General features: G+C 61.4%; 16 protein-coding genes. 5 read left to right on the top strand and 11 right to left on the bottom strand.

Annotated elements, in window-relative coordinates:
* Positions 1-6: 6 nt before the first annotated feature.
* The 8 genes from RQ479_RS15475 to RQ479_RS15440 all read right to left on the bottom strand — a co-directional run bounded on the left by RQ479_RS15475 (position 7) and on the right by RQ479_RS15440 (position 5054).
* Entirely contained in the window at positions 7-741 is a 735-nt protein-coding gene (locus tag RQ479_RS15475) for a protein GlxC (RefSeq protein WP_376705733.1), read from the bottom strand.
* Between the two features lie 4 nt (positions 742-745).
* On the bottom strand, positions 746-1639 hold the full coding sequence (locus RQ479_RS15470; protein WP_376705732.1) for a glutamine amidotransferase family protein: 894 nt from the start codon (positions 1637-1639) through the stop codon (positions 746-748).
* Between the two features lie 84 nt (positions 1640-1723).
* A complete protein-coding gene (locus RQ479_RS15465) occupies positions 1724-2056 on the bottom strand; it encodes a hypothetical protein (protein ID WP_376705731.1) in 333 nt (110 codons plus the stop codon).
* Positions 2053-2733, bottom strand: a complete 681-nt coding sequence (locus RQ479_RS15460) for a hypothetical protein (protein WP_376705730.1) — start codon at positions 2731-2733, stop codon at positions 2053-2055. The genes RQ479_RS15465 and RQ479_RS15460 overlap by 4 nt, the downstream gene beginning before the upstream one ends.
* Positions 2734-2782: 49 nt before the next feature.
* The gene (locus RQ479_RS15455; protein WP_292653875.1) at positions 2783-4183 is read right to left on the bottom strand and encodes an APC family permease; all 1401 of its coding nucleotides are present in this window, start codon (positions 4181-4183) and stop codon (positions 2783-2785) included.
* 15 nt (positions 4184-4198) lie between these two features.
* Positions 4199-4360 carry a hypothetical protein gene (locus RQ479_RS15450; protein WP_023673991.1) on the bottom strand — a complete coding sequence of 54 codons (162 nt, stop codon included), beginning with the start codon at positions 4358-4360 and terminating at the stop codon, positions 4199-4201.
* A gap of 17 nt (positions 4361-4377) precedes the next feature.
* Positions 4378-4755, bottom strand: coding sequence for a hypothetical protein (locus RQ479_RS15445; RefSeq protein WP_023716770.1), 378 nt, complete (start codon positions 4753-4755; stop codon positions 4378-4380).
* 11 nt (positions 4756-4766) lie between these two features.
* Positions 4767-5054 (bottom strand): hypothetical protein, encoded by a 288-nt coding sequence (locus RQ479_RS15440; RefSeq protein ID WP_292653877.1) that lies wholly within the window; start codon positions 5052-5054, stop codon positions 4767-4769.
* 284 nt (positions 5055-5338) lie between these two features.
* On the opposite strand from RQ479_RS15440, the gene RQ479_RS15435 reads away from it, so the two are divergent.
* The 4 genes from RQ479_RS15435 to RQ479_RS15420 are packed head-to-tail and all read left to right on the top strand — an operon-like array spanning position 5339 to position 9095.
* Positions 5339-6472, top strand: coding sequence for an aminomethyltransferase family protein (locus RQ479_RS15435; protein ID WP_376705729.1), 1134 nt, complete (start codon positions 5339-5341; stop codon positions 6470-6472).
* 14 nt (positions 6473-6486) lie between these two features.
* Positions 6487-7083: a dimethylamine monooxygenase subunit DmmA family protein gene (locus RQ479_RS15430; protein WP_376705728.1), complete on the top strand. Its 597-nt coding sequence runs from the start codon at positions 6487-6489 to the stop codon at positions 7081-7083.
* Positions 7080-8045 carry a PDR/VanB family oxidoreductase gene (locus RQ479_RS15425; protein ID WP_376705727.1) on the top strand — a complete coding sequence of 322 codons (966 nt, stop codon included), beginning with the start codon at positions 7080-7082 and terminating at the stop codon, positions 8043-8045. The genes RQ479_RS15430 and RQ479_RS15425 overlap by 4 nt, the downstream gene beginning before the upstream one ends.
* 9 nt (positions 8046-8054) lie before the next feature.
* The gene (locus RQ479_RS15420; RefSeq protein ID WP_376705726.1) at positions 8055-9095 is read left to right on the top strand and encodes a DUF3445 domain-containing protein; all 1041 of its coding nucleotides are present in this window, start codon (positions 8055-8057) and stop codon (positions 9093-9095) included.
* A gap of 54 nt (positions 9096-9149) precedes the next feature.
* Here RQ479_RS15420 and RQ479_RS15415 read toward each other — a convergent pair whose 3' ends face one another.
* Complete coding sequence (locus RQ479_RS15415) at positions 9150-9866, bottom strand: XRE family transcriptional regulator (protein ID WP_352717928.1); 717 nt, start codon at positions 9864-9866, stop codon at positions 9150-9152.
* A gap of 260 nt (positions 9867-10126) precedes the next feature.
* On the opposite strand from RQ479_RS15415, the gene RQ479_RS15410 reads away from it, so the two are divergent.
* Positions 10127-11485, top strand: a complete 1359-nt coding sequence (locus tag RQ479_RS15410; protein ID WP_352466080.1) for an NAD(P)/FAD-dependent oxidoreductase — start codon at positions 10127-10129, stop codon at positions 11483-11485.
* A gap of 54 nt (positions 11486-11539) precedes the next feature.
* Here the strand turns inward: RQ479_RS15410 and RQ479_RS15405 are convergent, their stop codons facing one another.
* Complete coding sequence (locus RQ479_RS15405; RefSeq protein ID WP_376705725.1) at positions 11540-11995, bottom strand: hypothetical protein; 456 nt, start codon at positions 11993-11995, stop codon at positions 11540-11542.
* Positions 11996-12325: 330 nt separating this feature from the next.
* Entirely contained in the window at positions 12326-13663 is a 1338-nt protein-coding gene (locus RQ479_RS15400; protein ID WP_376705724.1) for a PLP-dependent aminotransferase family protein, read from the bottom strand.
* Positions 13664-13708: the final 45 nt, after the last annotated feature.

Here is a 13708-nt window from a genome sequence, read left to right as displayed (position 1 = left end):
TGAGCCTCAATACGCGTCGGCGTTGTCGATATTGAAATTGTAAAGCGTGCGCGCCGAGCCGTAGCGCTTGAACTCCGCTGCCTTGACGCCGGTCACGCCGGCACGGTCGAGCAGGTTTTGCAGCAATTCCAGATGCTCCGGCCGCATCTCCTTGGCGATGCAGTCGGCGCCGAGGCTTTCGACCTTGCCGCGCACGAAAAGCCGCGCCTCGTAGATGGAATCGCCGAGCGCGTCGCCGGCGTCGCCCAGCACCACCAGATTGCCGGATTGCGCCATGAAGGCCGACATGTGGCCGATATTGCCATGCACGACGATGTCGATGCCTTTCATCGAGATGCCGCAGCGCGACGACGCGTTGCCTTCGATGACCAGCAACCCGCCCCGGCCGGTGGCGCCGGCATACTGGCTGGCGTCGCCTTTGACGATAATTGCGCCGGACATCATGTTCTCGCCGACGCCGGGTCCGGCCGAGCCATGCACGGTGATGGTGCCGCCGTCGTTCATGCCGCCGCAATAATAGCCGACGCTGCCGCGCACATCGATGGCGACCGGCTGGTCGACGCCGACGGCGACCGAATGGCTGCCTCGCGGGTGGAGTACTTCCCAGGCGGTCTCGTTCGAACCGGGCGCCAGATCGTGCAGCGCCTGGTTGAGCTCGCGCAGCGACATTTCGGCCAGGTCGAAGACCCTCGATGCCTGGCCCGGCTCACGCGCGGCCTTGGAGAGGTTGATTGCCGGCATTGGTTCAATGCTCCCAGAAATAGACGGTTGCGGGCTCGGGTTCCCAGACCTTCGCATTGTCTATGCCGGGCAGTTTGGTGAGCGCACGATATTCCGAGCCGAAGGCGACATACTGGTCGGTTTCGGCCATTACGGCAGGCTTGCAGGCGATCGGATCGCGCACCACGCCGAAGCCGTTCTTGGTGCCGACGACGAAGGTGAAGAAGCCGTCGAGATCGCTCAGCGTGCCTTCCAGCGCCTCGCCCAGGTTCTTGCCATGCGCCATCTGCGAGGAGAGATAGGCGGCGGCGACCTCGGTGTCGTTCTCGGTCTCGAATGTCATGCCTTCGCGGATCAGCTCGCGGCGGACATTGTTGTGGTTGGACAGCGAGCCATTGTGCACCAGGCACTGGTCGGCGCCGGTCGAGAACGGATGCGCGCCCATCGTTGTCACCGCCGATTCGGTCGCCATGCGGGTATGGCCGATGCCGTGCGTGCCGGTCATCTCGCGGACGCCGAAACGGTCGACGACCGCTTCCGGCAAGCCGACTTCCTTGTAGATTTCGACGACGTCGCCGGCGCCCATGATGCGGATGTCGGGGCGCAGCGCCTGGATGGCCTCGCGCGCTTCGTCGATCTTGGCAGGCGTCGTCCTGACCACCGCATGCGTCGACTTCGCAGCAATGCTCACCGGCGCGCCGATTGCCTTGGCGAGTTCAGCGTCGAGGCCGCGGAAATCGCGCTCCGGCTTGGCCGACTGGATGGTGATCTTGGCTTCATTGGAGCACGCGCCATAGATGGCGATGCCGGCGCTGTCGGGACCGCGATCGCTGAGCGAGATCAGCATCTCCGACAGCATCGCGCCAAGCTGGGGTTCGAGCGACTTGTCCTTCAAAAACAGTCCGACGATTCCGCACATGTCAGGCTCCCGAGATTTGTTCCCTTGGAGATGTATCGAATGCGTCCGGGGAATTCAATTGGTATGAAAAAAATTTTCCTGCCGTTATATATCGGTCGAGGCGCCGCCGGCCGCACTATCGCCGCGCCCGCCGCGATTGTGAACCCATTTGGCATAGCGGATGCGGGCGATCTTGTAGGCATCCAGGATCGACAGGGCATAGATCAGGAAGCCGCCAGCATGGCGGCCGACGAAGCTGGCGTCGGGCGGCGCGATCTTGGCGGTGACCCAGGCGAGGATCACCATGAAGAACAGGAATTGCAGGCCGCGCACCGGCACGCCGAGCACGATATGCCCGCTTGCCGGCAAGACGATCGCGGCGCCGAGAACCAGATAGGGGCTCGGTGGTGCGGGGGAGGTGGTGATCTGGCTGGTCATGCCGCCTGCCGTTCGCTTTGATTGATGGCATCGCGCAGCGCCGAAGCCGACGACAGCAGCCTCTCGATCAGCCCCGGATCGAGCCTGACCGTGCCGAATTCGGCTTGCCGGAATACGCCGTAGCGCGCCCGCTCGGCCTCGGCCAGGAGCCAGACGATGCGCACGCCGTTCGGCGTGATCAGCAGTTCCTTGGCGCGCCCCTCGGCAAAGATGTCGAGGTGACCAGCGATAAGAGCCTCGGGAAAGCGCACGCCCTTGCGGTCGGTCCGCAGCACCGCCTCGGGCGGAAACGCCGCCGTCTTCGGCAGCGTATGATCGAGATGATCGAAATTGGAAAAAGTCGTCGGCGATCCAGGCCGCATCATCATGTCGAAAGTGCCTGGTACCGCGACCTTTTCGGTGATCGAAACGCTCAGCCAGCGCGCCGGCAGCTTCCTGATCGCCAGCGTGTCGACGATGGTCCGTACCTGCACCCGCCGGCCGTTCCACGAGCCGGCGAAGGTAACGACGCCGGCAGTGCCATCCGAGATGTTGGCCACGTCGGGGATGACATCGCGAAGCCCCGCTTCGTCGGCGGCAAGCGGGGTCGAAGCCTTGGCGCGGTTGGAGCGCGCAAGCCAGGTTAAATGGAGGACGAGAGCCAGGGCAACCGCCCCGGCGAGCAATGCTGAGATCACCTAACGCACCTTGTCACGCAAATGTCCGCCCGACAGGGCGCGCCTCCCGTCAGTAGCCCTGCGGCTTCGGCCACGGCATGGTAAACTGGGCACCACGGCGCACGAATTTGTAGCGGTAGAAGTGGAACCATAGCGAGATCAGGAAGTAAAAGGCGACCATGGCGATCAGCTGTGAACCGAAGCCGAGGAAGATCGCAAAGAAGGTGACCACGCAAAGGCAGAACAAGACGATCGCCGGCAGCGGATGGAACGGATGGGTGTAGCCGCGGCGGATCGAGCCGAGCGGCCACTTCTTCCTGAACATGATGATGTTGATGCTCATGAAGGTGTATTGCAGCACGCCCGACAGGATCGAGAAGGTGATCGCCTGGTTGAGGTCGGCGATGAAGGCGAAGGCGAGCGCGATCGGCAGCAGGAACAGGATCGAGCGATAGGGCGTGCGGTATTTCGGATGCACCGCCGAGAACCAGGTCGGCAGATAGCGGTCGCGGCCGAGCGAAAACCAGGCGCGCGCGGCGTCGTTGATGCAGCCATTGGCAGAGGCCAGCGCCGCAAGCAGCGTCGCGATGAACAACAGGTTTTCCAGCAGCGCACTGCCGGTCAGTTTGCCTGCGTCCCAAAGCGGATAGTAGGTGATGCCGAGATATTCCCAGGGCATCAGCGAGGCGCAGACATACCAGGTCATGGCGGCGGCGATCAAAAGCGTGATCATGCCGGCCATCGTGCCGTAGGGCAGCGAGCGTGCCGGCGAGCGCACTTCCTCGGCCGCCTGCGTGGTGCCCTCAATGCCGAGATAATACCAGATGCCGAACTGGAAGGCGGCGATGACGCCGATCCAGCCATAGGGCAGGGCGTTGCCGGGGGTGACCAGCTCGTTCAGCTTCAGCACGGCGCCTTGCGTCCACGGGCTGACCGAGAAGAACAGGATGACGATCGAGACATAAGCGATGGCGGTGATGACGAAGTTGACGTTGAGCGTCATCAGCACGCCGCGATAGTTCAGCCATGCCAGCACGACGATGGTCGCGGCGATGAAGGAATTGTGGTTGAGGCCCTCGACGCCGGCCTTGGCGACGATCGTGTCGCCGAGCAGGATAGCGTCCGACACTTCGAGCATGGTGTAGGCAAAGACTAGGAAAAGCGCGACGTTGAAGGCCATCAGCGGCCCGACAATGTGCTTTGCCTGGGCATATTGGCCGCCGGCGGCGGCAACCGTCGAGGTAACTTCGGAATCGATCATCGCGACCGACGTGTAGAGCAGCCCGACGATCCAGCAGACGATCAGCGCCGCCAGCGCGCCGCCCTTGTCCGCCGCGAAATTCCAGCCGGTGAATTCGCCGACCAGAACGATGCCGACGCCGAGTGCCCAGACATGGGCCGGGCCAAGCACCCTGAGCAGTGAAACCCTGTCGCCTTGCACTTGCACCGCTGGTTCAGCCGTGATCGTCATCGTTCAATCCCCCACTCAGATCCGGTGTTTTTCGGACACGGCTTCAAGTTCGCCTTCCCTGGACGAGGTCAGCATCTCTTCGGAATAGGTCGTGTCGATCTTGAACCAGTCGTAGAGCATCCACAGCGCGAGCACGATCGAGATGCCCCAGCATGCGTAAGAGAGTGCCACCCACATGACGATGCTTCCCTGATTTATTTGTCGTCGAATTTTTCGTTGATGACGTCGCGGTATTCGCGGTCCGATGCGCGGAACAGAAAAATGAAATAGCCGATCAGCACCGCGGCCATGATGATCAACGTCGGCCAGTCGATGATGTAGTGGAACCGGTTCTGAATGATGTCGTGCGCGGTTTCCGGCGTGTAGCCGAGCTTTTCCCAGATCGAGGCCATGGTCGGGTTCTGTCCGAGCGCTTCCCACGTCTTGGCGTCGAGCGCGTCGATGGATTTTGCCGCCCCTGCCAGCCCCAGTTTCAGCGGCAGCCACAGCGCGACGAAAATCGCGACCACGACGACGGCGATATCGAAGACCTGTCCGGCCTTGCTCTGTTCGGGCGGTGTATAGCGGGCCATGCGTCTCCCCCTCAGGACTTGCGGTTGCGGTAGGCGTCGGCATTCTTGATGTCGAGGCCGTAGATGAAGTCCTTGTCTTCCTTGTAGTGGTTGACCATCGCCAGGATCGCGGCCGTGTTGAAGATCAGCACGGCGCCGGCGGCGACCGCGACGACGAGCTTGATGCCGGCGTCGGGGATGTACGGCCATGTCATGAACAGGACAAAGAGGATCGTCGCCCACAGGCAGACGATCAGGAGCATGGATCCACGCACGTCGGAACGGTACAACGCTTCGACGCGCTGTTGCAGGTCGGACATCGGCTTTCCCCTTTTTCAACGCCCGGTCCGGATTGGCCGGCCATTGCCCTCTTTCAAGAGAGTGAAATTTTTTTCATAAAATCCGGCCGAATTCTGGAATTGTCAAGACGATTTTACGCAGCGTTAACTGTTTGTTTGGTCCGCCGGATTTGCCTGACAATGAAATTATTTGCTTACGGGTATTGCAGGCTCCCGGCGTTTGCGATCAATATTCGGGCAACGCTCCCGCCACTGTGCAGGGAGCAGGGGAAAGCAAAAAGTTCTTTCGAACGGAGGACCAGCGGATGACGGCATCCTGGAGATTTTCGACGCTTGCGGACCGCCATCGCGCGCTCGGCTCGAAGCTCGAGGACTGGAGCGGCATGGGCACCGCCTGGACCTACGACAAGGACGCCGACGAAGAGTACATCGCCATCCGCACCAAGGCCGGCCTGATGGACGTGTCCGGCTTGAAGAAGGTCCACATCACCGGGCCGCACGCCTCGCACCTGATCGACCTGGCGACGACGCGCGACGTCGAAAAGATCTATCCCGGCAAGTCGGCCTATGCCTGCATGCTGAACGAGGCCGGCAAGTTCACCGATGACTGCATCCTCTACCGCACCGGCCCGAATTCCTGGATGGTCGTGCATGGCTCGGGCACCGGCCATGAAGAGCTGCAGCGCGCTTCGGTCGGTCGCGACGTGTCGCTGCGCTTCGATGACAATCTGCACGACCTTTCGCTGCAGGGGCCGCTAGCCGTGGATTACCTGGCAAAGCATGTGCCCGGCATTCGCGACCTCAACTATTTCCACCACATGCAGAAGCAGCTGTTCGGCTTCCCGGTGATGATCTCGCGCACCGGCTATACCGGCGAGCGCGGCTACGAGATCTTCTGCCGTGGCCAGGACGCCGGCACGATCTGGGACAGGATCCTCGACGAGGGCAAGAGCGCCGGCATCATCCCGTGCCGCTTCACCACGCTCGACATGCTGCGCGTCGAGAGCTACCTCCTGTTTTATCCCTACGACAATTCGCAGAAATACCCGTTCGAGAATGAAGGCCCCGGCGACACGCTGTGGGAGCTCGGCCTCGACTTCACAGTCAGCCCCGGCAAGACGGGCTTTCGCGGCGCCGAGGAACACTACCGCCTCAAGGGCAAGGAGCGTTTCAAGATCTACGGCGTGCTGCTCGAAGGCAAGGAGCCGGCCGACGAGGGCGCGCCGGTCTACCGCGGCGGCAAGAAAGTCGGCGTGGTGACCTGCGCCATGTATTCGCCGCTGGTCAAAAAATCGATGGGCATCGCCCGGCTCGACGTCGACTGCGCGGTGCAGGGCACCAGGCTCGAGATCCGCAACAAGAGCGGCGCCATCAGCGCAACCGCCGAGCCGCTTCCCTTCGATGATCCGAAGAAGACCAAGCGCACGGCGAAAGGCTGAGGCATACTGCGGGTATGGCAGCGAAAAGCATCATCAGCCGGCCGGTCTATGGGACCCTGTCTCCGCAGCCCGGCAAGCATCATCTTTTCATAGCGGATGGAGAGGGAGCGCTGGCGATTGCCGATCTGGCCGCCAAGGCACCGGCGGATTTCTTCGGCGGCGCCCACATCATCTTCATTCCCGCCCGCGACGGTAAATATGCCGATGCGCTCGAAGCACTGAAGCCGGCGCAGTTCTACCTCGGCCATTCCTTCGCCAGCGCCCTGCCGCGGCTGAAGCAGACGCTGGCCAACGCCCATATGGGGCTCAGGCTCTACCTTGCCGGCACCGAAGGCCTGATCGGCCAGGCCATGCAGGCGGCGCTAGAAGCCGGCATCGACCACACCTCGATCCAGACTGAGCATCGCGGCTCGCTGGCGCGCCGCATGCAGTGCGTCCACTGCAAGGGCATCACCGAGAACGTGACGACGCAGCCGGCGACCTGTTCGCATTGCGGCCTGCTGCTTCTGGTGCGCGATCACTATTCGCGACGCCTCGCCGCGTTCCAGGGCGTCTGCATCAATGCCGAGGACCGCAGCGAAATTCCTCCAACGGAGGAGGTCTTTCGATGAGCACCGGCACCACCAAGCTCGATGTCGTCGTCAGCGATGTCGTTCCGGTCAACGAGCTGGTGACGCGTTTTCATTTCCGCAGGCGCGACGGCCAGCTTTTGCCAACTTTTTCCGGCGGCGCCCATGTCGTCGTCGAGATGCGCGATGGCGAACGCACCAGGCTCAATCCCTATTCGCTGATGGGCTCGCCGCTCGACACCCGCGAATACACCATCTCGGTTCGCCGCGACGACGCCGGCCGCGGCGGCTCGCTGTTCATGCACAGGAAGGTCAGGCCGGGCACGGAGATGGTGGTCAGCTATCCCGTCAACCTGTTCTCGCTCGATCTGCGCGCCAGGAAGCACTTGATGCTGGCCGGCGGCATCGGCATCACCCCGTTCATGGCGCAGACCGCGCAGCTGGCGGCGGAAGGCGGCAATTTCGAGTTGCACTACACCTGCCGCACCGCCTCGCTCGGCACCTATGCCGACCTGCTGAGAGAGCGCTACGATCGCCGGGTCAGGCTCTATCACGATGACCGCGACGAGCGCGTCGATCTCGACCGGCTGCTGTCGTCGCAGCCGCTCGGCACCCATCTCTATGTCTGCGGCCCGTCCGGCATGATCGGCTGGGTGCGCGAGCGTGCTGCCGCCCTCGGCTGGCCTCCCGAGACCGTGCATTTCGAGCATTTCGCGGCACCGCAACCCGGCGCGCCTTTCGACGTGACGCTGGCGCTCAGCGGCAAGACAATCCGTGTCGACGAGCAGCAGAGCCTGCTCGAGGCAATCGAGGCGGCCGGCGTCGATCCGCCCTATCTCTGCCGTGGCGGCGTCTGCGGCCAGTGCGAGACCAACGTCATTTCGCATGACGGCAAATTCATCCACAACGACCATTGGCTGAGCGAGGAAGACCACCGTTCGGGCTGCAAGATCATGCCCTGCGTGTCGCGCTTCGAGGGTCGGTCGCTGGTGCTGGAAAGATAGGAGGCGAGCTTGGGCATCACCTTTCGCAAGGAAACGTTCCGCGACGACTTCACCTTCAGGAACAGCCCGGAGCACATCAGGCGGTTTCCTTTCCCGTTCCATGAAGACAGCTACATGTATGCGGTCAATATCGAGCCGCATGTCGTCGGGCCGAAGGGCAGCGTGCTGGAGAATTTGATCGACGTCGACGAGCACTATGTCGCCGAAATGCGGGACCGCGCGTTGGTGCTGGCCGAAGACCCGCTGCGCTGCCAGTCGCTGCCGCACATGACGCTGGCCGGCTGGGATCTGCTCGAGCTTTTGATGGAGCAGCAGGCGCTGGGCTATCCCGAGCATTTCACGCTGACGCGCGACGGCGACCGCTGGCGCTGGATCAACCGGCCGCTCGGCATCGACGACAGCTTCACCTTCGGTGACGTCTCGACGCTGCCCTATGGGCCGATGGAATATATCACCCGCCAGAGCCAGGGCGATTTCTGCATCCTCGACCAGCGCGACGGCAATCTGTGGATGGATGCCGGCATGGTCACCACCCAGGCCGACTGGTCGCTCGATTTCGACATCGGCATGAACTTCTTCGAATGGCACGCGCCGGTGCCGCTGGCGCATGAGAAGGGGATATTCGTCCGGGCGCTGAAGTTCCTCACCAACATTCAGCAGGGCAAGCCGGCGCGCCGGCTGAACTGGACGATGACCATCAATCCGCGCCTCGACACCAGCCCGGAAAATTACCACAAATGGGGCTCGGACCGCGCCACGGTGACGCCGGAAAATGTCGGCGAAAAAGTGCATCTGCGCGTTGAGCTGCAGAGCTTCTGGCGGCTGCCGCGCTCGAACGCGATCGTCTTCCCGATCCGCTGCTACCTGATCAAGATGGACGAGCTGGTGACGCAGCCGAAATGGGCACGGCGCCTGCATCGCGTGATCCGCGACCTGCCCGAGGAACTCGCCAATTACAAAGGCCTGACGCGCTATCGGCCGACGCTGGTCGAGTGGCTGTCGAAGTTGGATGACGGCAGTGCGACGTCGCCGGGGTTTGGGCCGGATTGACTGCTGCCGTCGCCGAAGCTGCCGATCTCCCCCACGAGGGGGGAGATCGAGCTCTCACCCTGCGCTCTGCGGGTAGCAGATGATCGAGAGATAGCGCATCGGCAGAACGCTCAGCACTTCCGGTCCGTGCGGCGCGTCGGCGTCGAAGAACAGGCTGTCGCCGGGCTTCATCGGGTAGAGATTGCTGCCGTGCCGGTAAACCACTTCGCCTTCGAGCATATAGAGGAACTCCATGCCCTCGTGCTGGAAGGTCGGGAACACGTCGGAATCCTCGGTCAGCGTGATCAGATAGGGTTCGACGACGACGCCGCTGGTGTTGGAGCCGATATGGCCGAGCAGATTGTACTGGTGGCCGGCGCGCGTGCCGCGGCGCTCGACGTCGAGGCCTTCGCCGGCCTTGACGAAGACGGCGCTGCGCTCTTCTTCGAAGCGGCGGAAGAAAGCGGTGACAGGGACGCCGAGCGCCCGTGACAGCGCCTGCAAAGTTGTCAGCGACGGCGAGGTGATGCCGTTCTCGATCTTCGACAGCATGCCAAGCGAAATGTCGGTGGCGGCAGCCAGATCGGCCACCGTAATGCCAAGCTTCTTGCGGAAGGCCCGCACCTCGCGGCCGATCGCGACTTCCAGGACTTTTTCGCGGGTGTCGCGAATGGCGTGCGGGTTCTGGGTGAGCGGCGCGCGTATCTTGCGCGGATCGATTACAGCAACCGACGGCTTGGCTTTGCCCGCGGCGGCTGCAGCAGGCTTTAGACTGGATGCTTTTTTCGCCATGTCGCCACCCCGGACCTTGCCGATTCATTTCACTCACGGTGAACATATTCGGTGCCGATACAGAAGCGCAACTGCCACGGCAAGCCACCCGTGTCGAATTGCGCAATGTCCGGATTTCGCCCGAACTACTGCGTCGCTTGGAAATCCGGCTTGATGAAACGAGGGTTTCGCGACAAGGCCTGTTGACAGCATCGAAGGGGCAATTACTGTCCTGTCAGTGAAATTTGTTTCGTTAGGGAAATGAGATCGGGAGGCCCGCAATGAAAGATCGTGTTGCCGTCATCGGAGCCGGGCCGTCCGGCATGGCCCAGCTCCGGGCCTTCAAGTCGGCTGCCGACAAGGGCGCCGACATTCCCGAAATCGTCTGCTTCGAAAAGCAGTCCGACTGGGGCGGCCTGTGGAATTACACCTGGCGCACCGGCCTCGACGAGCACGGCGACCCGGTGCATGGGTCGATGTACCGCTATCTCTGGTCGAACGGGCCGAAGGAATGCCTCGAATTCGCCGACTACACCTTCGAGGAGCATTTCGGCCGGCCGATCGGCTCCTATCCGCCACGCGCCGTGCTGTGGGACTACATCAAGGGCCGCGTCGAAAAATCCGGCGTGCGCCAATGGGTGCGCTTCAACAGCCCGGTGCGCATGGTCACCTTTTCCGAAACGACAAAAAAATTCACGGTCACCGCGCATGACCGCACCAACGACGTCACCTATTCGGAAGAGTTCGACAATGTCGTCGTCGCTTCGGGGCATTTCTCCGTGCCCAACGTTCCCTATTTCGAGGGCTTTTCGACCTTCAACGGCCGTATCCTGCACAGCCACGATTTCCGCGACGCCATGGAATTCAAAGGCAAGGACATTTTGATCATCGGCCGCTCCTATTCGGCCGAGGACATCGGCTCGCAATGCTACAAATACGGCGCCAGATCGATCACCTCCAGCTATCGCTCGAAGCCGATGGGTTTCAAATGGCCGGAGAACTGGAAGGAAGTGCCGCTGCTGCAGAAGGTCGTCGGCAAGACCGCGCATTTCAAGGACGGCAGCACTAAAGACGTCGACGCCATCATCCTGTGCACCGGCTACCTCCATTCCTTCCCGTTCCTCACCGAGGATTTGAAGCTGAAGACCGCCAACCGCATGTGGCCGGACGGGCTCTACGAGGGCGTCGTCTGGGAGAAGAACCCGAAGCTGTCCTATATCGGCATGCAGGACCAGTTCTACACCTTCAACATGTTCGACGCGCAGGCCTGGTTCGCCCGCGACGTCATCATGGGCCGCATCAAGCTGCACTCGGCCGAAGCGATGGCCGAGCACGGCAAAAAGTGGCGGGCACGCGAGGAAACGCTGGAAGACGCCGAGCAGATGATCTGGTTCCAGGGTGACTACACCAGGGAGCTGATGGAGCAGACCGATTATCCCGGCTTCGACGTCGAGGCCGTCAATCAGACCTTCATGGAATGGGAGCACCACAAGGCGGAAGACATTATGGGCTTCCGCGACCATTCCTATCGCTCGCTGATGACCGGCACGATGGCGCCGCTGCACCATACGCCCTGGCTGCAGGCGATGGACGATTCGATGGAGAGCTATCTCGAAGTGAAGGGCGTCGCGGCGGAGTAGGGCTGAAGACGAAGGCCGGCGCAGCTATGCCAGTTCAGAAGGAGCCGTCCAAGGTCACCGCTTTTTCTTAAATTTGCGAAGATCTGTGTCTGCTGTGTAATATGTCATACCTTTTTTATTTCCTTTTGTTTTCAACTCGCCCGCTGTTGCCATAGCACGAATGGTTGATTGGACCAGTGTTTTGTCTTCTGACGTCGCCAACGCCAGTTTAGCCAAATTGAGGCCTGGCATATTTTTAAGCGCGTCATTGATCCGTATCTTAAGTGTATCAAAAGCAGAGTCCGACCGACCTGTAAGCAGTGGTGCCTCTTGCCTGATCAAAATTATGAGCTTTGCCTCAAGCTCAGAATTAGATAAGTACTGAACACGATCTATTCCTTTAATATCCGAAGGGACATCCTGGTTTTGATCAAGCTTTGGATTCAATAGGATAAAATATCTCTTAGACAGCCCAATCGCTATACCAAGCTCGAGGGCGACGTTAGGATTCCATTCCGTTATGTCAAACAACGAAATATCAGAATTTCTGATATACTCGGTAATCTTGTGAAGTATGTGGTCACTTGTTATCTGTTCGTCGGCGAATTTGAAGTTGACAGAGTAGGCCTTTGATACAGAGGTGAATGTCGCCTTGTAATCATCGAGTGGAAAAATTTTGTATGGGCATGCTACGAATACATTAAGCCTAGACATTTTTGATCACCCCCTGCGTGAAAAGATATAGATGGCTCTACTGGTCTGGTATCCGGCAAGAGCATTAACGTCTGAATTACAAAAAAAAGTCGAGAGGCACGAATTCGATGTGCTCAGCCAGCCTAGCGCCAATAGATTGACCGGCCTTCAGTTAACCTCGCGCGCGGGGTCGGCTGCCAGCGCCAGGGAATTTGCGACGTGCTCGAGGTGCTCCTCGTCCAAGATACTGGTCGCGACGCGGACGGCGTTCGTTTTTCCTGTCGAAAACTTCGCCCCGGCATGGACCGCGATGCCGTGTGCGGCCAGCGTGACCATCGCGTAAGGTTCCGAAGCAACCGGAATGAGGACGCTGAGACCGTGTCCGGCGTCGATCGCGACATTGCGTTTGCCCAGTTCGCCGGCGAGCCGTTCGCGGCGGCGGCGATACACGTCCTTGGCCCGTTCGATTAGGGCAGCCGTGGCCGGGTCTTGCAGCAGCCAGGCGGTGGCCGCCTGCAGGATACGGCTGGTCCATCCCGAGCTGAAGCTGCGGTAGGACTGGATCTGCTCGACGATTGTCGCCGATCCGGACAGCACGGCGAGCCGCAGGTCCGGGCCATGGGTTTTGGAATAGGACAGGATATGGATGACGCGATCGGGAAAACGCCGGCCAAGCGAAATGCGCGGCGCCGAGGCAATATCGCCGACGCCGTCGTCTTCGACAATCAGCACGTCGGTGCCGGCGAGCAGGTCGCCGATGACTTCCAGCCGCGCCGACGACATGCAGGCGCCGGTCACCGAATGGACGCGCGGCTGGAACAGGAACGCGACGGGCCGCTGCCGCAGAGCGTTGGCAAGTGCATCCGGCAAGGGACCTTCACTGTCGCAGTCCACCGGGATGATCGGCACATCGAGATCCTCGAGGATGTCGAGCAGGCGAAGCGCCGTCGGGTTCTCGATAGCCACCGGCGCCCCCGGCGGAACCAGCGCATGCAGCAAGGTGTAGATGGCGTTGTAGCCGCCATTGGTGGCCAGGAACGCGCCGGGATCGTACGGCCATGACGGGCGCACCGCGGCCTCCAGCTCGGGCAGGATGCGCACCCGCTCGTAGCTGTTGAGCTTTTCGGCGCGCGCACCATGCGCCAGCGCGATGTCGAGCGGCGGCAAGAGCTTCACATCGGGCTCCGCGATCGCCAGGTTCAGAATGTCCGCACCGTAATTGCCGCCGCTCATGTGGCGCTCGGGCCGGGCGGCAAAGCGGTTGCCCATGATCCAGGTGCCGTTGCGCCCACGGCCGCCGATGATCTTGTAGCGCCGCAGCTCGCTCCACGCCTGCGAGACCGTCGCCGGGCTGACGCCGAGCACATAGGCAAGATCGCGCACCGGCGGAAGTTTCGCGCCGACAGGCAGCGCGCCGCTTCTGATCAGCGCACTGGTCTCGCGCGCGATGCCGCGCGTCGTGCTGTCGCCAAGGCGTTCAGCGAACCATCCTGCATCGAAATCCATCGAATCGACAACTGTCAGTTTGAATGTTCAGTAACATAATAACAT

The sequence above is a fragment of the Mesorhizobium sp. ISC25 genome (assembly GCF_042295465.1).
In the GTDB taxonomy this organism is placed as follows: Bacteria; Pseudomonadota; Alphaproteobacteria; order Rhizobiales; family Rhizobiaceae; genus Mesorhizobium.
Note: the sequence above shows the minus strand (reverse complement) of the source record. Positions and strands in the feature narration are given on the sequence as shown.

Coding starts and splice junctions, on each gene's coding strand:
- RQ479_RS15470 (WP_376705732.1), bottom strand. CDS start 1,639: ATGTGCGGAATCGTCGGACTGTTTTTGAAGGACAAGTCGCTCGAACCC.
- RQ479_RS15435 (WP_376705729.1), top strand. CDS start 5,339: ATGACGGCATCCTGGAGATTTTCGACGCTTGCGGACCGCCATCGCGCG.
- RQ479_RS15410 (WP_352466080.1), top strand. CDS start 10,127: ATGAAAGATCGTGTTGCCGTCATCGGAGCCGGGCCGTCCGGCATGGCC.
- RQ479_RS15425 (WP_376705727.1), top strand. CDS start 7,080: ATGAGCACCGGCACCACCAAGCTCGATGTCGTCGTCAGCGATGTCGTT.
- RQ479_RS15445 (WP_023716770.1), bottom strand. CDS start 4,755: ATGGCCCGCTATACACCGCCCGAACAGAGCAAGGCCGGACAGGTCTTC.
- RQ479_RS15415 (WP_352717928.1), bottom strand. CDS start 9,866: ATGGCGAAAAAAGCATCCAGTCTAAAGCCTGCTGCAGCCGCCGCGGGC.
- RQ479_RS15430 (WP_376705728.1), top strand. CDS start 6,487: ATGGCAGCGAAAAGCATCATCAGCCGGCCGGTCTATGGGACCCTGTCT.
- RQ479_RS15465 (WP_376705731.1), bottom strand. CDS start 2,056: ATGACCAGCCAGATCACCACCTCCCCCGCACCACCGAGCCCCTATCTG.
- RQ479_RS15400 (WP_376705724.1), bottom strand. CDS start 13,663: ATGGATTTCGATGCAGGATGGTTCGCTGAACGCCTTGGCGACAGCACG.
- RQ479_RS15455 (WP_292653875.1), bottom strand. CDS start 4,183: ATGACGATCACGGCTGAACCAGCGGTGCAAGTGCAAGGCGACAGGGTT.
- RQ479_RS15450 (WP_023673991.1), bottom strand. CDS start 4,360: ATGTGGGTGGCACTCTCTTACGCATGCTGGGGCATCTCGATCGTGCTC.
- RQ479_RS15475 (WP_376705733.1), bottom strand. CDS start 741: ATGCCGGCAATCAACCTCTCCAAGGCCGCGCGTGAGCCGGGCCAGGCA.
- RQ479_RS15440 (WP_292653877.1), bottom strand. CDS start 5,054: ATGTCCGACCTGCAACAGCGCGTCGAAGCGTTGTACCGTTCCGACGTG.